This is a genomic window from Pseudoalteromonas sp. SCSIO 43210, from assembly GCF_054133285.1.
Map to the genome: position 1 here is coordinate 3,456,383 of NZ_CP087225.1, position 18,890 is coordinate 3,475,272.

Genomic DNA, 18,890 nt, shown 5'->3' on the forward strand with positions numbered 1-18,890 from the left:
ATTAAATAGCTCACTAACTACGTTGAAAATTATTTATATAGAACAACTATGTATCATAATTTTAGCCTTGTTATTGAGCTATTTTCTTATTGCTATAATAGAACACTAATTTAATGCAATTGGTATAATTAAGCTTGTTGAGCTTTTAAACGCGCTAAACGTGCTACTTGATGAGTAGACGTTAAGAAAGAATAAATTGGTGCTAAGTAACCACGTTTACGAAGCTCTAGGAAATCAGCATCGCTTAGCTCGTTTAGCTTTTTCTCATCGATAAGGTAAATACCGTTTATGTCTTTTTTCTCGCCTTTAATGTCTACTGTAAGCGTTTGCGCAATTAGTAGCTCTTTATCAGCAAGGAATTTAGTGAACGCTTCAGTTACTTGAGAAAACTCAATAAAAGATACAAGCGCTTCTTTACGACGTTTTAGGTAATCAGTCTCTTCGCCATTTTCGAATAATGCGTTGCCTTCATCTTCACCAACAAGCGCACTTGCTTCATCAATTACAATGCCGAATTGATCTTGCTCTGGGTGCTTAACTAGACCCAGTGGGTAACGAGTAGATGCCATTGGTGCAAATGCTGCTGTCCATTTACCATCTTCTACAAAAAGGTTTTCGCCTGGCTCAAGACCAAACATAGCGACAGCTTGGTAAGTGTCATTTTCGTTATTTTTAACGAATGACATTGGAAACTCGTTTGCTACACGTGCAAACTCATGTGCAACTACTGGCACTAAATGTTGAGTTTTCATGAATTCTACATTGATGCCATTTTTAATTTTAATGTTGGCATGTTTTTCGTTGTGTAAAGGCTGTACTTGTTGCTCCGCCATGTTACTGCTCCGTTTATTTTTAGTTTATGTGTTTCATTTTTAATACCTTAAGGCTAATGCTTTTGAAACCAAAAAGGAAGGGAAACTTTTATGACAGTCGTCATCAAAAAATAAAATTTAACTAAATCCAAGCGTTGCTAAAAAACACACAACCAAAACACATAAAATCAGATTAAAAACAATACACTTAATGACTATTTTTAATACAAGCTACGGATACTCATTCACATTGATTAACAGTCAGAGTGCGTTTATTTATAGTGTTTAGACTTAAATTTGAGCAAATAAAAAAGGCAGCTTATATAAGCTGCCTTTAAAAATCACATTGGTACTTTAATTTAAGGCGCCCAATACACTTCAATATTTATGCTTGGGTGGTTAAGTACAGCGCGAAGTGGCATATCATTAACATCGCCCCCCGCTTTTGCTTGCTTATAAACAGCGAGTTTTTCTTCACCGCTAATTAAAAGCTTAACGACTTTAGATTGCGCAATGGCATTTAAAGTTAGTGTCATTCTCTCAGTAATACTACCGGTTACTTCACTTTGTATCGCGTTAATAGCACACACTGATTGTGTGGTTGTTAAACCATGCTCTAAACCGTTTGCATTTGGGAATAACGACGCTGTATGGCCATCTGGGCCCATACCTAAAATAGTCACATCATATGGTATTTTTAGTTCGCTATAAGCCGTTTCACACTCTTGTGTGCCCTGTTGGGCCGTTGCAGCAGTGTTCTTCATAGTAATAAAGTTAGCAGCACTACCATGATTTTGTAATAATGTACTTTTAATAAATGCTTCATTACTTTTTTCATGGCTTGAGTCTACCCAACGCTCATCAACCATAGCAACATCAACATGTTGCCAATCTAAATCAAGGGTTGATAAATGCTTATAAGCAGGTGCTGGTGATGAACCGCCTGATACCATCAATACAGCACGTCCATCATTTTTAATACCATCACGCAGTGATTGCTCAAGCGTTGCTGAAAGCTCTTTCGTCAACGCATCTTTATTATCAAAAAATTTCTCAACTAATGTTGCCATATTTATGCCTTATCGCCCGCGTTAAACCATACATGGCTCTTCTCTGCCAATAACTCATCGGCATCATCAGGACCCCAGCTACCTGCACGATAAAGTGCCGGTTTGCCTTTTTCTTGCCATCTGTCAATAATTGGATCAATCCATTTCCACGCTTGACGTACTTCATCACGATGAATAAATAACGATGGGTTATCGGCAGCCGCATCAAGCATTAAACGCTTGTATGCATCTGAGTGAAAACCGTTACTGTAAGCTTGTGAAAGCTCAATATTCATCGTTACTGGTTCAAGTTGCATTTCCAAATTATCGAGGCGCTTAGACATAAGCGTTAGTTGAATTGTTTCCTCTGGCTGCAAGCGAATAACAAGGCGATTTGGCTCAATATTACCTACGTTATCTTCGTAAATATTATGAGATACTTTTTTGTATTCAACCACAATTTCTGCACAGCGCTTAGCCATACGCTTACCTGTACGAAGATAAAATGGAACACCAGCCCAACGCCAGTTATCAATGTGTGCACGAATCGCAACAAAGGTTTCTGTTTTGCTAGAGCCTTCTTTTAGTTCTTCAAGATAACCGGGTACAATTTTACCATTTAAGTCACCAGGCACATATTGACCGCGCACAATATTTTCATCAACATCGCTACCATTCAGTGGGCGAAGTGCTTCTAATACCTTTAGCTTTTCATTTCGGATACTGCTGGCGTTAAGTTTATTGGGCGCTTCCATTGCAACTAAACACAGTAGCTGTAACAAGTGGTTTTGAACCATGTCACGAAGTGCACCAGCTTTATCATAAAAACCAGCGCGGCTTTCAAGGCCAACCGTTTCTGATAAGCTAATTTGGATGTTATCAATAGACTTAGCATCCCACATATTTTCAAACAATGAGTTTGAAAAACGCAGCGCCATTAAGTTTTGTACTGTTTCTTTACCTAAGTAGTGATCAATTCGGAAAATTTGCTCTTCATTAAAAAACTCTGCAATTTTTCCGTTAATTGCTTCAGCAGAATCACCGCAATAGCCAATTGGTTTTTCAACAACAACACGTGATGTAGGGGTAATTAAACCTTTCGTAGAAAGTATTTCACAGCAAGTGCCGTATACAGCTGGCGGAAGAGATAAATAAAACACACGCGATTTAGTGCTTTCGTGCTCATCTAGAATGCCTTTTAGCACATCCCAATTATCATCCGCTTCTGTAACATTACTTACTACTGGCACTAAAAAAGTAGAAAACGCTTTCCAATCTTTAGCGTTAAACTCACCTTTGCTTAAAAATTCTTGTAATGCTTTATGCGCTGTTTCTACGTATTCAGCACGTTTAGATTCTTCGCGCACTGTTGGCAGGATACGTGAGCCTTCAGGTAAATTACCTTCTTGATATGCTCTGTACATTGCAGGTAGTAATTTGCGTAACGCAAGATCACCACCGCCCCCAAAAATTATAATATCAAAAGGATTAAGCATAGTTACTCTCTACGTTGTGATACCCAGTACATTTTATAAATGCGCGGGTATGCCTATTTATTGCTAGATTAGATGGCTTTTATAACTGTATTTAAATAAAAGCCTGCTGAATTGTTCTGTATTGATGATTTATTATTATTTATTTTATCATTTGCGCTTATTAAATGAGCCTTAGGGGCCCTGTATCTCCTCTCACAAAAATACAGACCCTAAGCACTCCAGCGCTACCCGTTCAAAGGTACTCGGTTTACTTACTTACGTAAGCGAATTTTTTACTGCGTACGGTTTTGCTTGTAGTACGCCATTAAGCCGTTTGTCGAACTATCATGGGCGTGTTTTACGCTTTCATCAGTGAGTTCACTTTCAATTTTAGATGCTAACCCTTTACCAAGCTCTACACCCCATTGATCAAACGAGCATATTTCTAAAATAATGCCTTGGCAAAATATCTTATGTTCATACAGTGCAATTAAACGACCCACTGTTTTAGCATCTACAGTATCTAATAACATAGATGTTGTAGGACGATTGCCTTGATGAATTTTATGATTTAATAACTCATCAATCTCTGCTTGCGATTTACCCTTAGCGGTTAAATCAGCTGTAACTTGCGCTGCATCTACACCACTCATCATCGCTTCTGTTTGTGCAAAGAAGTTCGATAATAAAATATCGTGATGTTTATCAACATTCACTTGTGGTTTAACTGATGCAATAAAATCTGCAGGTACAATTACATTACCTTGGTGTAAGCACTGATAAAAGGCATGCTGACCATTAATACCCGTCATGCCCCAAATAATTGGAACCGTGGTGTAAGGTACCGTTTCGCCCGCAAAGTTAACGTGCTTACCATTACTTTCCATTTCGCCTTGCTGTAAATAAGCTGGCAACATATGCAGTGCTTGATCGTACGGTAATATAGCTTGCGCTGTATAACCTAAAAAGCTCGTATTCCATACACTAAGCAATGCCATAATTAATGGTATATTTTGCTCAAACGGCGCAGATTTAAAGTGCTCGTCTATTTCAAACGCACCTTCTAAAATTGCTTCAAAGGCGTCGTAGCCTAAATATAAAGCAATGGGTAAGCCTATCGCACTCCAAAGTGAAAAGCGACCGCCAACCCAATCCCACATAGTGAATACGTTTTCGTCGCTGATACCAAAGGCTGCCGTTTTTTCTAAATTTGTACTTACTGCAACAAAATGCTTTGCAATTGTACTTTCATCTTTTGCTGTTTGTAAAAACCAATCAACGGCTGTTTTAGCGTTTGTCATGGTTTCTGACGTAGTAAATGTTTTTGACGAAATAACAAATAATGTTGTTTCAGGATCAATGGCTTTTAAAACAGACGAAATTTGTACACCGTCAGCATTAGATACGTAATGAACATTCAATGTATCATCTGCCAGTGCTTTTAATGCCTCGGTTGCCATTTGCGGACCAAGGTTAGAGCCACCAACACCAATACTTACAACATCTTTTACCGCTTTGCCGGTATAGCCTAGCCATTTTCCGCTACGAACTTTTTCAACAAACACTTTAATTTTAGCTAATTCGTTATCTACTGCTTGTGTCACGTTTTCACCATCAACAATGAGTGGTGTATGAGCACGATTGCGAAGTGCCGTATGCAGTACTGAGCGATTTTCAGTGATATTAATTTTTTCACCACTGAACATTTTATCGCGCCACGATGCAATATCGCAATCTTTAGCAAGCGACATTAAGTTAGCAAAAACATCGTTATCAATAAGTTGCTTAGAATAGTCGAATAATACGCCAGGTACTTGAGTAGAAAACTGAGAAAAACGCGTGTCATCTTGTGCAAATAACGTTTTCAGATGTGTTTGTTTCATCTTAGCTGCACTTTGTTCGAGTGCTTGCCAACTTGCTAGTTGCGTTCGGTTAGACATGAGAATACCCTCTAAATTTTTCAACCAATTGATTTAAAAATGCTTTTTATAAAATAAAAACGATAAAATTTGCTTATTCACACTAAAATAAAACGCCGATAGTATAATTAAAAATGCAAAAAAGGTGCTGTTTTTATAATTTTAGATGCAGATGATAACGCAATTTTTAGCTTTTGACACCGGTATCATAAAGATTTTATAAATTAATTTACCTGTAATTTTAAAGGCACCTGCCATAGCTTAATTGATTAAAATGAAATATTGATGAATTTTCATAAGCACAATAATTACTTTATATAGTTATTCACTAATTACTGTACTTGTTTGCCTTGCGATCAAATCGACCTTAAAAACAAAAAATCGGCCCTAAAGCCGATTTTGTATAAATTACAATCTTTGTTTAATTGCTAAGCGCTAACCCACCATTTAAATTATAAACAGCTTTATAACCCAGCTGCATTAAATTACTAGCAGCAATTTTTGAGCGGTTACCACTGCGGCATAATAAAATGTATTTGTTATTTTTGTTCAACTGTCCTTCAAATACCGCATTCGCCATTCTGCTAAGCGGTATATTTAATGTTTTTTCATCGAGTATATTAAATAACTGGGCAACATTATTTGCGCCGTGTTCGTATGGCTCGCGTGTATCAATTAAATATACATCGCTGGTGTTTAACATTATTTTAGCGTCATCAAAATTTAATTGCAGTGTATCTACTTCAGGTAGCGCATTTACATAACCGCACAGTTGTGTGTTATTCACTTGTTTTGAAGCATCGTACTGCTGCTTTTCAATTACAAATTCATCAACTGAAATACTGCCGCTCACTAACGCATTGAGTAATGGCGTTTGGCTTTGCTGAACGGCCCAGTTCATAGCAAAACATTGTTGGTAGTCGTGCCCTGAGCAAATAATACTAATGTTATTTAGTTGCTCGCTTATTACTAAAATAGAGCGAGCCATAGCTTTTGCATCCCCACCCATAAGGGAAGTATTGCCAAGTCCTGCAGGCAGAATTAAATCACCACAAAAACAATAACGCGTTTCGCCACTACTGTTTTTTAATAAATAACTTACGCTATCTTTGCTATGCCCAGGTGTAGCAACTTTTTCAAGTGCGTCATTTGCTAAGCTAATATTTGCTGCGCCTACAGGCCAACCTAGCGAATCAACCTCACCTTTTACAACTCTTGATGCAAGAACGCTGGTTAACAAATTAGTCGCTGACTCTCGCTCTTGATGAAGATGAGTATTAAGCACCGCTGAAATAGTTAAGTTTTGTGTATTGGCTATTTTTTCAAAACGCGGAATAAGCTCAATAATCGGGTCTATTATAACTGCGTGTTTATCATCGCTCACATAAAGCCAACTACATGCACCTTGGTGCCTAAATTGAGTAAGGCCCAGTGCGCACACTTCTTGCTGTGGTGTCGTACTGTCAGACACGATTAAACAGTTTGCTTGTAATATTGTTCTTAGAGCGCGAATACGACCACAAGCATTATCAATATCTTGCTGTGTTGCCGCTGGTCCAAACGAAAGTCTAATTGCGTTTTCGCTTTGCCATTTGCTTGCACCCATTGCATCTAAAACAAAACTTGTTGATGCCCCCGTACTACAAGCCGAGCCTCCACTTACGCGTATGCCCGCCGCATCAAATAAATCAATCACCTCTTTGCTTGTTAAATCGTTAACAGCAAAATTAAGTGTAGTGGGCACGCTATAAGCAAAGTCGTGATTAAATGTAATATTGCCAAAGGTATCTACAATTGCACTTTGTAATTGACTGCGATAGGAATTAAGTACATCAACTGATTTAAATGTGCTGCCTGATTTATCGAGCAACAGACTAAATAGCTTATTTAGCCCTGCAATACCGGGTAGATTTTCGGTGCCTGAACGCATTCCACTCTCTTGACCGCCACCCGCTATAAAAGGTGTATACGCACTGCCACTACGAATATATAAAAAGCCAATACCCTTGGGCGCATAAAGCTTATGCCCCGAAAAAGGGGCGTAATCTATTGTTGTGTCACTCAGCGCGAGTGCCTGTTTACCAAGCGCTTGCACGCAATCCACCATCCACGATACATTTTTATTGCGGCTACGAATTACCTGCTCAATAGCGGGTAGATCTTGATATACACCGGTCTCGTTATTAACGGCCATGGTGCAAATCATCAATGCATTATTAATATGCTCTGCAATAAAATCTAAGTCTAAAATACCGTTACTATCCACTGGAATAGCAAGCACTTCAGCGTTAATGTCAAGTACGCTATTCCAATGTTTAAGTGTATTTGGCACCGCTTTATGCTCAGTTGCGCCATATAATAATACTGGGTTTTTAACTGGGTATTTTTTAGCATTAATAAGCGTAGAAACTACTGCTGTTTGAATGCCTTCTGTCGCGCCAGACGTAAATAAAATATCGCCATTACTTGCGCCGATAACAGTGCGTGCTTTTTGACGTGTTTGTTCTAATAAATGCTTGGCTTGAATGCCTGTAATATGGGGACTTGAAGGATTACCAAAACAAATTTGCATAGTATGAGAAACAACATCAGCAATACAAGGCAACACAGGTGTGGTTGCGTTTGCATCAAGGTAAACTTGTTTTACTGGCTCATCGTGCAATAAAAAATCTGACATTAAAAAACGCACCTTATTACTAAAAAATATATCTTATTACCAATAGTACATAACTTTACAGGTAATGAGTAATAATCAATTAGCACTAGAGGTGCGTTTACTATTCTTTTTTAAACTAAAAGTCTGTTTACCTAACCTTAACTCTGGTTACTTAACTCTTCATGGGTTGACGACCAGGCTGTTATTAGCGCTTTTACTAATGAAGCCAATGGGATGGCAAAAAACACTCCCCAAAATCCCCATAAGCCACCAAAAAATAATACTGCGACAATTATAAACACCGGATTCAAATCAACCGCCTCAGAAAATAACAGTGGCACAAGTACGTTGCCATCAAGCGCCTGAATAATTCCGTAAATAATTAAAATAGTCCAAAACTGCGTTTCTAGGCCAAATTGAAATAGCGCCACGGCCGCTACGGGTATAGTCACAAGAGCAGCACCCACAAACGGAATTAACACAGAAAAACCAACTAACACACCTAGTAACGCCGCATAACGTAAATCTAAAACGGTAAATGCAATAAACGACACACCACCAACAATCAAAATTTCAAACACTTTACCGCGAATATAATTCATGATTTGCTGATTCATTTCGTTCCATACTTGCAAAATTAAGCGTCGTTGTTGAGGAATGAGTTTAGCTACGCTTCCTGTAAGCTCTAACTTATCTTTAAGCATAAAAAATACAAGTAAAGGTACAAGTACCAAATAAATTAACCAAGCAACCACATCTTTTAAAGAAGTAAGCGAAAACGACAACACCACTTGGCCAAACTCAATAACTTTAGCCTCTACTGTTGCAACAATTGCTTGTACTTGCTCAGTATTAATCAAACTAGGGTATTGTTCGGGTAAAGCCAACAAGTAAGACTTCCCCTGCTCTACCATGTGTGGGGTTTCTTGTACTAAATTACTTGTTTGTTGCCAAAGTACCGGACCTATAACTAAAATAAGCGTCAACATAATGCCGGTAAATACCAACATCACAATGACCGTTGCTGTAAAACGCTTTAAACCAAAGCGCTCTAAATGAAGTACAGGCCAGTCAAGTAAATAAGCGATTACAAGAGCAACCAGCACTGGCACTATTAAGGAGCCAAAAAAATAAAGTAAGGCAACCGATGCCAATAATAAAAATAATAAGGTAACCGAATGAGGATCCGAAAACTTTCTTTCGTACCATGTTTTTACATATTCAAACACGTAATGGCTCCACTAATAACAACCCTTGTTGTTTATTTAAATTGTAACTATAAGCATATTTTTTCAAAAATCGTTCTATATCATCAACGTTTTCATCGTTATTTAAACTAAAAGTGATACTTTCTTGTAATGATAATGCTTTACGCAAGCCCAATTTAAACTGAATAAACTGTTGAGGACACCTATAAATTCGCAAATCTTGTTGTAACATACTCGCTTTACCAATTTATTAAAATGAATAATAAGTCACATAATCACGGTCTTATTTTTATAACACGTGAACAAATGTAACTTTTTCTTAAAACAACCCCTGCAATGGTTTATCCTGTATACCATAGTTAGTAGTAAGGATAAGTTAATGCCTGGCACGCATAATAAAGCGCAACTACCAAGTAATCCAACACTCAAAGAGATTAATTGGTTTAAAAAGCAAATAAATTGGGGGGAGTTACCTCCTTTTTATCATTTAGTTGCTTCCTCAGTCAGCGAATCTGAGGGGATATTAGAGCATGGTTTTGACAACGCTGTTAAACAGCTTATTAATAAACGCAACTGGAATTTAGACTTATTAGAAGGCTATGAAGATAACTTAGGTGAAATCCATACCAAAAATAAGCCTCGAATAGCACTTCATCAAGTGTTTACCGACCGCGGTTTTGAACTTTGGGCGCAACCTTATGCAAAAGACGTAGTCATAGATCAGTATATAAAAGGAAACCGCTTTGTTGAATTTAAAGTATGGGATCCTATTTCAATGAAAAGCCTGATCAGAATAAACCAATTACATAAATTTGTTGGCTTTTATTTTGAAAGTGGCGACAAAGCTGATAAAGCACTTATATTACATGCACACAAAGTAGTTCATAAAATTATTACTTTTTTGCAGCGCGAATTGAACGTTGTAAAGCTTGATGGAGTCACAATAAAAGAACTATACCAATTGTGCGAAAAAGACAGCCGTGCAAGTAGTGACGAAATAGACATTGCCAAAATTGCTATTGGTGAACCAATAAACAAGGAATAAAATGCAGCTAAAATCAGCCTTTATGACTTTATGCAGTGCCGCACTTACATTTGGCCTATTAGTAGGTGAGCCTTTAAAGGCGCAAACTAACTTTACACTTCCTGATTTAGGAACGTCAGCATTACAAGCACTTCCACTCGAAAAAGAACAAGCGATTGGCGAAGTAATGATGATGCAAATAAGAGGCTCATCGCCAGTAATTAACGATCCTGTACTTGATGAGTACCTAACTACGATTGGCCGCAAACTTGTAGCAAATGCTAATGACGTACGCTTTCCATTTTCATTTTTTTGGATAAACAACCCTGAAATTAATGCGTTTGCATTTTATGGCGGACACGTTGGCGTACACACAGGCTTAATTGCTCAAGCCGATAACGAGAGCCAGTTTGCCTCGGTACTCGGGCACGAAATTGCTCACGTAACACAGCGTCACTTAGCACGTAGAATACAGCAGCAACAAGATAACAGTGCCTTGACCATTGCTGGTATGATTGCCGGTATATTGGCAACGGTTGTTGCACCTGATGCAGGTATTGCTATTATTTCAGCGAGCCAAACACAATCAGCTTTTAGCCAGCTAACCCATAGCCGCTCAGCCGAGCAAGAAGCTGATCGTATAGGCATGCAAACACTAAACAATGCAGGCTTTGATGCCCGTGCATCAAGTGAATTTTTAACCAAGCTAGCCGCGCAAATTCGTTACAAATATAAGCCACCTGCATTTTTATTAACTCACCCATTACCTGAAAGTCGAGTATCTGATGTGCGCTTGCGTGCTGAGCAATTTCCGGTGCGTTACCTAACACCGAGTCTTAATTTTAACTTAGCAAAAAGCAGAGTACTAGCTCGCTACGACAATAAGCCTGAAAACGCTGAAGCACTGTTTAGAAAATTAATGCGTGAAAAAAATTACGATAATACAGCATTAAAATATGGCCTAGCTATAAGTTTGCTCGATCAGAAAAAACTTGACGAAGCACAACCTATATTAGATGAACTGTTACAAAGTGATCCTAAAAACCTATTTTACATAGATACAAAGACCGACTTACTCATCGCGCAAGAAAAAGCCGATGAAGCGGTTAAATTTTTAGCCGAGTTAAACAATTACCGCCCTAATAACCAAGTAATTACCCTTAATTATGCTAATTCGGCACTGGAAGCTAAACAATATGAATTAGCAGAGAACATACTTAAGAGTTTTTTACTTGAAAAGCCAGATCATAGCCTAGGTAAACAATTGCTTGCCGACACTTATAAAAAACAAGATAAACTAGCAGCCTACCACGAGGCTAATGCCGATGTATTATCGCAATATGGTGCTTATTTAAAAGCCGCTGACGAAATCCAAAAAGCACTTAACTTCGTAGAATCAACAGAACTTGTAAAGCAGCAACGATTAAAAGCCTTGCTTACCCAATATCGTCGTTTACAAAAAGAGCTTGCAAGGCTTTAAGTCTGCAAGCGCTTGCCCTAAAATAGGCGAAACTTAATATTTGGATACATTTTATGTCTGTTACTCTTTACCATAATTCGCGCTGTTCTAAATCACGCGAAACACTTGCCTTATTACAAAGTAAATCTGTAGAGCCAACTATTGTCGAATACCTAAAAACACCACTGACTCACGAGCAAATTTCAACCCTTGTAAACCAACTTGGTTTTTCATCGGCACGTGAACTAATGCGTACCAAAGAAGATGACTACAAAGCGCTTAACTTAAAAGATGAAACGCGCGAAAATGCACTTATTGATGCCATGGTAAAAAACCCTAAACTGATTGAGCGCCCTATTGTTGTTAACAACGGTAAAGCTGCTATTGGTCGTCCACCCGAAAACGTATTAAGCGTTTTATAATGAGCACAACCATAGTGGTACTTTATCACTCTAGCCACGGTTCAGTTGAAGCTATGGCACATGAAATAGCGGAGTCAGTAGAGCAACAAGGCGCAACTGCACTGCTTCGCACGTTTGTAGCTAAAAACGCACACGATATCGTAATAACCAAAGATGATTTAATTAATTGCGATGGCCTTGCATTTGGAACGCCAACGCGATTTGGCATGATGGCCTCTCAAGCCAAAAGCTTTTGGGAAACCACCAGCGACTTGTGGCTAAAAGGCCAACTAATCGATAAGCCAGCGTGTGTATTTTCGTCATCAAGTAGTATGCATGGTGGAAATGAAGCAACCTTACTTAACTTATCTCTGCCATTATTACACCACGGCATGATACTACTGGGCGTGCCATACGATGTGCCCGAACTACTTGCAACACAAACCGGTGGAACACCATACGGTGCAACACACGTCGCTGGCAGCGCTAACAGTGCACAGCTAAGCAAAGACGAAATTAAAATATGCCAAAGCGTTGGTAAACGCCTTACTCACATTGCGAGAAAACTTAAATGAATACAGCTGACAATCCAGCTAAAAAGCCAATTACGATAAAATTTCAACGTGCCGCACTATTTGGCTATGTAGGTTTGCTTGTTCTAATTCCATTGTGGATGTATTTTGTACCCCCTCTAAACGGTAATGCGAGCTTAGTATCTTTATTTTTGCCCATCATTCCGTTACTGCTGCCACTAAGAGGCATTATTAAAGACAACACTTACACCTATGCGTGGGCTAACTTTATTGTAATGCTGTATTTTATTCACGGGCTTACCATGCTCTGGGCAGCGCCAGCTGAACTGATATGGGTATTATTGGAGCTTGTATTTGCATCCGCCATGTTTATTGGTTGTACATATTATGCACGGCATCGCGGTCAAGAACTTGGTTTAAAAATCCGTAAACTTAAAGAAGAACTTGCAGAAGAAAAAGCGGCAAACGAGCACAATAAATAGCGTAAACCATAAGCAAAAAAAACCGTGTTTAAAGTTAATTAAACACGGTTTTTTTATAAATAATTTGACTGTTTTTACACTTACAAAAACCTGCTTATATAAGGTCAATTTATTCAAATATTTTATAGGTTGGCATTAGCTAAACTAAATCACTCAAAGCAGTGAGGGTCACAATACCAGCTAAACCCAGCTGAGCAACTAAACTAACCAAAGAAAATACCCTAAGTATAAACAAACCCCAAGGGTGTTTTATATGAGGATATAAAGCACAACGCTTTAGAGTGGTTGCAAAGAAAAAACACACCACTGCAATCATGGTTAACGTAAGCGTTAGTTCGCTTTTTATAGTAATTGTTTCATCAAAAAAGAAAAACAATTGTAACGGTAAAAACAACGTCACAATAGCATGTAAAGCATGCACCTTTTTAATACGATCAAATTGACCTTCAGGCGACAACTCTTTAATTCCAAAGTCACGTTCTAAGCATTTAACTAAGTTATTAGCCTTAATATTAACGGCCAAACGGTAGCAGCTTAACCCTTCGTTGTTACGCGCTCTAAAGTCGTAGCCACTTTTAAGTAACAACACCATTAATGATTCATTTTTAGCAAGTACAGCATAATGTAATGCTGTATTCCCTAAATTGTCAGCCGCTTTTTTATCTTGCTTTGAAAGTAATGTTTCCACAACATTTACAAAGCCTTTTTCAGCTGCCCACATAAATGCTGTTTTATTATTTTCATCGGCAAGAACACCGGTAGCACCTTGTTCAATAAAGCGCATAGCCATGGTTTGTTTGGCTGTTTTTTTACGCAAGTGAGTTAATAAAGCTTTCTCTAAAAGAACAACAGAATCAACGTCAGGAGATACCTGCGTAAGCAACGTAAAATAGTCTTTACCCGTTGCCACTTTTTCGCTAGCAAGTTCACAAAGCACATCTAAATCAGCAATAGACTCTGGAATAAATGCACTTAAGCGTTCTCTAAAATCAACTTCTTTCCAGAGTGATAGCGTGTCAACAGCAGAGAGTTTACTGCCATTATTTAAGGCATGTTCAATTAACGTAAAATAACGCTTACTAAAAAACAAACCGAGTAACGACAGAGGCGTACTAATATCATTTTGCGTGGCAATACTTGCGTACTGCTCTAATCGCTCGCAAAGCATTAGCACTAAACTTTCAGGGGTATATTCATTATCGTAGTAGTGGCTTTTAACTGCACTAATATACGCTTGCGCATCTTCGTCATATTCAGAAATATGTTGAAAAAAGCACTCTTCAAAAGGTTCAAGTGGAGTTAGCCACGCCAAATAATAAATAGGCGGCAAAACAGTGGTGCAAACACCATCATCTTCATTAGTAGAACGACAAGCAGGCCAAGCTTCTAACGCATCTAAAATAAAGGCACCGTTTTGTTCTACAAGTCCTTTAATCAGTAACGGGTATTCCTTTGGCCAAATCAGTACATTTTCCATTAAAACAACACAACTCCAGTGTAGCTCGGGTAAGTGGTCAGTTATAACAGTTTTTAGCTGACACCACGCTTAATCAAAGAACTGATATTCTACCACACCTTGATCGCCACGCTAGAGCAAAGTCGATGAATAAATGAAATTATAAAAACAACCAAGTACATAAGTACTTGGCTGTTTTTGAGGTTGGAGTTGGGCTTAATCAGAGCCAGACAAAATCGTTATTTATTTTTTAACTCTTTAGTAACTTGCTCTAAACCTACATCTGAAATACGTTGGATAATCTCTTTTTGCTTAGCGCTTAATAACGAAATACCCTCAGCAACAATATCGTATACTTTCCACTCATTGTTTTTACCTAATCGAAGCTTAAAGCTTAAATCTATTGTTGGTGCATTAGGCTCTATAATTTGTGTATTAACCGTTGCATACTCAGAATCGCTTATTGCATTATTACGTTCAAATACAACCTTTTGACCCGTGTATTTCATCAATGCACCAGCATAAGTACCCGTTAAATAATGCTCTACTGCATCTATAAATTGAACTGCTTGCTCGCGCTCAATCCCTTTAATATGCTTACCTAATAATTTAAACGAGACAAACTTAACATCAATATGTGGCATTAAACGTTTTTCAACAATCTCAGACATTGCTTCTTTACTTGCATTCCCTTTTGCATTTACTTTGCCTATATCGGCGAATAACGTATTAGCAACTGATTCTAAAAGTCGATCTGGGGATTGCTGTTCTTGTGCAAAAAGAGAACTGCTTAAAAATGCAGTGCCTAGCAGTAATAGTTTAATTAGTTTCATAATAAGTTTTGTCTGTGTGATTAATATGATTGTAATTTACGCGAACTATACGCAATAAAAAAGAAGCAAGTAAGCAACTTATTAGTGCCTAAACAGCACCAATAAAATAACTAAATATAATTCAAGTAGTTACTATTTTATATTAACACCTCATAAACAACCGGCATTTTGTCCTCATTGAATTTGTTAACTGCTCGCCCTTATCATTTGGATATCACTTTGAATTAAACAGAATTGGTATCTATGAAAACGTCACTTAAAATATTTTTTATCTCTTTTTTATTAGTAATTTCGTCTTTTGGCAAACTTGCTTTTGCCCAATCGGATCACGGTTACGCTGTAGACTTTCTTAAAGGCGAAGGTAATGTCAATGGCGTAAAAATAGCCTACCAATACCATGCGCCTAGTATGCAAAGCTTCATTGGTGATGCGCGATTTTATTTTGAGACAAGTGTAAATATGTGGGAATATCGGCACGGCGATGAAACACAATCGAACATAGTTTTAGCCATGTCGCCTGTATTACAGTTTCCGGTGTTTAGTTTCAATAACACACCATTTTACGTTGAAGCTGGTATTGGTGTGTCATTGATTGATGAAACTCAATTTGCAGGTAAAAACATCAGCACCCACTACCAGTTTGAAGACCGTATTGGCCTTGTTGCCGACCTTGGAAAAACCAACGTGGCACTTAGAGTTATTCACTATTCAAACGCAGGATTTAAAGAGCCAAACCCAGGCCTTAATTTTTTAACGCTTTCGATCGCTAGGCGTTTTTAAAAGCAATTTATTGGTTGTATTTTTTAGTTATTTTATTGATGTTATAGCGTGAAACGGTCACACTTAAACGTACTAAATATTAAGTGATACTGCGATGCAAACTTGGCATATTGTAATTATTGTCGCCGTTGTTTTTACCATTATCATTGGTAATATTGCGCTGATTAGACTCTCTGCAAAAAAGGAGTTTAAAAAGCCCAACGCCAATATAAAAAATACAACAGATACAAAAAAGCCCTGATTAATCAGGGCTTTTTAATTCATTAAATCGTTCTATTTAACCAACTAACCAATGCGCCATAAAAGCAATAATTGGTAGAGTAATTAACGTTCTCAAAATAAATATCACAAACAATTCAAATATATTAACCGGTATTTTGCTGCCTAACAGCAACGCACCAACTTCAGACATATAAATAAGTTGAGTAACACTCATAGCCGCAATAATAAAACGCGTTACATCGCTCTCAATAGTACCGGCTGCTAATATTGACGGAATAAACATATCAGCAAAACCGACCATAATAGTTTGTGCAGCTGCTTCAGCCTCTGGTACTTGCAGTAATTCTAAAAACGGAATGAATGGCATCCCCAAATACTGAAAAATTGGCGTGTATTCAGCAATAATTAACGCAAAAGTACCCACAGCCATAACCACTGGCAACACAGCAAAAACCATATCCAGTGCATTATGTACGCCCTCTTTAACAGTACCGACAAAACCTGGGGCTTTATCTGCTTTAGCGAGTGCAACATCTAAAGAATGGCCAAACAGTGTTTTACCCGTTGGAACTAACTCCGCGTTAGCATCAGGCTTTGAGCCATCAATTAATACATCCTTTTTAAAGCGTAATGGAGGTAAACGAGGCACAATAATAGCAGCCACAACACCCGCTAAACATACCGTTAAATAAAACGGTGCAAATAAGTACTCAAGTTTAACTTGGCCAATAACTACTAAACAAAAAGTAATAGATACAGCGGAAAAAGTAGTGCCGATAATAGCGGCTTCGCGTTGTGTGTAGTGCTTATCTTCGTATTGGCGAGCCGTCATTAAAATACCTACGCTACCATCACCTAACCACGATGCCACACAGTTAACAGCGCTGCGCCCTGGTACACCAAACAAAGGTCGCATAACTTTCGTTAATAAAGTCCCAACAAGCTCAAGCAAACCAAAATTAAGTAATAAAGGCAGTAACAGGCCAGCAAGTATAAATACCGAAAACAATACAGGCAGTAAATCATTTAACACTAATGCCCCTGTATTTTCAGAAATAACGGCATGTGGCCCTACTTTTAAATGCGTCATTAACACAAACACAGTGCCAAATAAACGCGTAACCAGCCAAATCCAACTAACGTTGAATAAATGATTTAAAAGTGGAATTTTACAAATAACTTGCGGTTTAAATACACTTACAACGAATGAAAGCAAGCCCGTAGCGCAAATAATTAACGTAATAATAGCCTGTGCTGAATCTGCAAAAAAAACTTGCATTGCTTTAGCCATCATAGCGATAGGAATGGTCATTACTTCACCGGTAGAAACCGGTGTCATAAACAAAAAAACACCAATTAGTGAAGGTACTAAAAACGTAAACCAAGTACGCCAATCGTACTGCGTAGAAGTCGGTAATTGAGACATATTTTTAACCTATAAAAACCACAAAAAGAGCTTAGCGCTCTTTTTGTAGTAAAAATTTATTCTTATTTAAATTTTAATGCCGCGCTGAATGAGTGCCGCTTCTAATGCTTGTTGTAAACCGTTCATAGTACCTGGTTCAAGCGTTTCGCCTTTATCATCCATCCACGTTAAGCTTGTACCACCTTCTTTAGTTTTACTCACTAAAATTTGGTATTGCCCTTCATCAATAGGTAATTGAGTAACTTCGTCGCCCCAAATAGAATCCCAAACGCTGCTCTCTGGTGTTTTATAATCAGCTGTGATTAAACCTGTATCTTGGTTAATTTCAACAATAGTGAATGACAAACGCTCTAAAAAGCCAGAGAAACGGTCAAATACTGCATCGTAAGATTGCTCAGTAACCAGTGCCGCATTGCCTTTATTATCAAAGCCCATTTCAAGTGAAATAATACCTTGGCGTTTACGTAAATCGACTTCTAACTGACGGTAACGGTAATCAAATTCACTCACTACTTGGTTAAGCGCGCGCACTTCTAATTGCTGCTTAAGTAAATCGGTTAATGCGTTATCACCTTTAAAATCAATTAAATCAACACGTAAAGACGCAGTTCGCTGATGTGATTTTTCTTCAATAGTAAACTTGAATTTTTCTAAATCAGCATTCTCGTCACTGCCCCAAAGCCAGCTTTCTTCTGTTTTAATAATTGAATACCAATCAGTTTCAATAACACCTAACAGTTTATCTTCTTTGGTTGCACTTACGTTATTGTCAGCTAAAACGGCTTTAATTGAATCCCAAACAAATTCATCTAAATCGTCAATGCCATCATTTTTATCAAAATAAACACGAGCCAGTTTATCTGTTTCTTCAACCCAGCTGCCCTTAGCTACCGTAAGAACCTGAGCAGGTGGACGATAGTTTGTAGCCACAGGGTTATTATCGTATTGACCTATATCCATTTTATAAACGGGATCTTGGGCTGGTTGCGATAGAGACGCTGGCGCTTTAACTGGCTCATGCGTGCGGTAATTACGCTCATTATGTGCATCGTTAGTAAATACACTACACCCTGATAAACTTACCAATACACTTACAGCAAGTGCTTTTGGGATCCAATACTGCACAGATATTTCTCCTTAGCATACCCTTTAATT

18 protein-coding genes are annotated in these 18,890 nt (G+C 38.0%); 7 read left to right on the forward strand and 11 right to left on the reverse strand.

Annotated features, from left to right (window positions below; genetic code table 11):
- Positions 1 to 128: 128 nt before the first annotated feature.
- The 7 genes from LOS73_RS14830 to LOS73_RS14860 form a co-directional block, all read right to left on the reverse strand.
- Complete coding sequence (locus LOS73_RS14830; RefSeq protein ID WP_007375906.1) at positions 129 to 833, reverse strand: SapC family protein; 705 nt, start codon at positions 831 to 833, stop codon at positions 129 to 131.
- Positions 834 to 1,171: 338 nt separating this feature from the next.
- Entirely contained in the window at positions 1,172 to 1,882 is a 711-nt protein-coding gene (gene pgl / locus LOS73_RS14835) for a 6-phosphogluconolactonase (protein ID WP_033031335.1), read from the reverse strand.
- 2 nt (positions 1,883 to 1,884) lie between these two features.
- Positions 1,885 to 3,357, reverse strand: coding sequence for a glucose-6-phosphate dehydrogenase (zwf, locus tag LOS73_RS14840; protein WP_007375908.1), 1,473 nt, complete (start codon positions 3,355 to 3,357; stop codon positions 1,885 to 1,887).
- Positions 3,358 to 3,629: 272 nt separating this feature from the next.
- On the reverse strand, positions 3,630 to 5,276 hold the full coding sequence (gene pgi / locus LOS73_RS14845) for a glucose-6-phosphate isomerase (protein ID WP_007375909.1): 1,647 nt from the start codon (positions 5,274 to 5,276) through the stop codon (positions 3,630 to 3,632).
- 400 nt (positions 5,277 to 5,676) lie between these two features.
- Positions 5,677 to 7,932 carry an aminotransferase class V-fold PLP-dependent enzyme gene (locus tag LOS73_RS14850; RefSeq protein ID WP_457933912.1) on the reverse strand — a complete coding sequence of 752 codons (2,256 nt, stop codon included), beginning with the start codon at positions 7,930 to 7,932 and terminating at the stop codon, positions 5,677 to 5,679.
- A 137-nt stretch (positions 7,933 to 8,069) separates the two neighbouring features.
- Positions 8,070 to 9,140 carry an AI-2E family transporter gene (locus tag LOS73_RS14855; RefSeq protein ID WP_008135569.1) on the reverse strand — a complete coding sequence of 357 codons (1,071 nt, stop codon included), beginning with the start codon at positions 9,138 to 9,140 and terminating at the stop codon, positions 8,070 to 8,072.
- The gene (locus LOS73_RS14860) at positions 9,133 to 9,351 is read right to left on the reverse strand and encodes a hypothetical protein (RefSeq protein ID WP_457933913.1); all 219 of its coding nucleotides are present in this window, start codon (positions 9,349 to 9,351) and stop codon (positions 9,133 to 9,135) included. The genes LOS73_RS14855 and LOS73_RS14860 overlap by 8 nt, the downstream gene beginning before the upstream one ends.
- Positions 9,352 to 9,498: 147 nt before the next feature.
- Between LOS73_RS14860 and LOS73_RS14865 the strand changes: the two genes are divergently transcribed.
- Genes LOS73_RS14865 through LOS73_RS14885 form a run of 5 tightly spaced genes read left to right on the forward strand, consistent with a single transcriptional unit; the run spans position 9,499 to position 13,018 of the window.
- Entirely contained in the window at positions 9,499 to 10,164 is a 666-nt protein-coding gene (locus tag LOS73_RS14865; protein WP_007375913.1) for a hypothetical protein, read from the forward strand.
- Position 10,165: 1 nt separating this feature from the next.
- Positions 10,166 to 11,623: a beta-barrel assembly-enhancing protease gene (gene bepA, locus LOS73_RS14870; protein ID WP_033031325.1), complete on the forward strand. Its 1,458-nt coding sequence runs from the start codon at positions 10,166 to 10,168 to the stop codon at positions 11,621 to 11,623.
- A gap of 53 nt (positions 11,624 to 11,676) precedes the next feature.
- Entirely contained in the window at positions 11,677 to 12,024 is a 348-nt protein-coding gene (gene arsC / locus LOS73_RS14875; RefSeq protein ID WP_457933914.1) for an arsenate reductase (glutaredoxin), read from the forward strand.
- Positions 12,024 to 12,578 carry an NAD(P)H:quinone oxidoreductase gene (gene wrbA / locus LOS73_RS14880; protein ID WP_457933915.1) on the forward strand — a complete coding sequence of 185 codons (555 nt, stop codon included), beginning with the start codon at positions 12,024 to 12,026 and terminating at the stop codon, positions 12,576 to 12,578. The genes arsC and wrbA overlap by 1 nt, the downstream gene beginning before the upstream one ends.
- A complete protein-coding gene (locus tag LOS73_RS14885) occupies positions 12,575 to 13,018 on the forward strand; it encodes a DUF2069 domain-containing protein (RefSeq protein WP_007375917.1) in 444 nt (147 codons plus the stop codon). Before wrbA ends, LOS73_RS14885 begins: the two co-directional genes overlap by 4 nt.
- A gap of 139 nt (positions 13,019 to 13,157) precedes the next feature.
- On the opposite strand, the gene LOS73_RS14890 is transcribed toward LOS73_RS14885, so the two are convergent.
- Positions 13,158 to 14,495 (reverse strand): ankyrin repeat domain-containing protein, encoded by a 1,338-nt coding sequence (locus LOS73_RS14890; RefSeq protein WP_007375918.1) that lies wholly within the window; start codon positions 14,493 to 14,495, stop codon positions 13,158 to 13,160.
- Positions 14,496 to 14,713: 218 nt separating this feature from the next.
- Positions 14,714 to 15,307 carry an MlaC/ttg2D family ABC transporter substrate-binding protein gene (locus LOS73_RS14895; protein ID WP_007375919.1) on the reverse strand — a complete coding sequence of 198 codons (594 nt, stop codon included), beginning with the start codon at positions 15,305 to 15,307 and terminating at the stop codon, positions 14,714 to 14,716.
- Between the two features lie 243 nt (positions 15,308 to 15,550).
- Between LOS73_RS14895 and LOS73_RS14900 the strand changes: the two genes are divergently transcribed.
- Complete coding sequence (locus LOS73_RS14900; protein WP_457933916.1) at positions 15,551 to 16,087, forward strand: acyloxyacyl hydrolase; 537 nt, start codon at positions 15,551 to 15,553, stop codon at positions 16,085 to 16,087.
- 94 nt (positions 16,088 to 16,181) lie between these two features.
- Positions 16,182 to 16,328: a DUF2897 family protein gene (locus LOS73_RS14905; protein ID WP_007375921.1), complete on the forward strand. Its 147-nt coding sequence runs from the start codon at positions 16,182 to 16,184 to the stop codon at positions 16,326 to 16,328.
- 36 nt (positions 16,329 to 16,364) lie between these two features.
- Here the strand turns inward: LOS73_RS14905 and LOS73_RS14910 are convergent, their stop codons facing one another.
- Together LOS73_RS14910 and bamC are read right to left on the reverse strand one after the other, a co-directional pair.
- Positions 16,365 to 17,735 carry a YjiH family protein gene (locus LOS73_RS14910; RefSeq protein ID WP_007375922.1) on the reverse strand — a complete coding sequence of 457 codons (1,371 nt, stop codon included), beginning with the start codon at positions 17,733 to 17,735 and terminating at the stop codon, positions 16,365 to 16,367.
- Between the two features lie 66 nt (positions 17,736 to 17,801).
- The gene (gene bamC / locus LOS73_RS14915) at positions 17,802 to 18,860 is read right to left on the reverse strand and encodes an outer membrane protein assembly factor BamC (RefSeq protein ID WP_033038476.1); all 1,059 of its coding nucleotides are present in this window, start codon (positions 18,858 to 18,860) and stop codon (positions 17,802 to 17,804) included.
- Positions 18,861 to 18,890 lie beyond the last annotated feature (30 nt).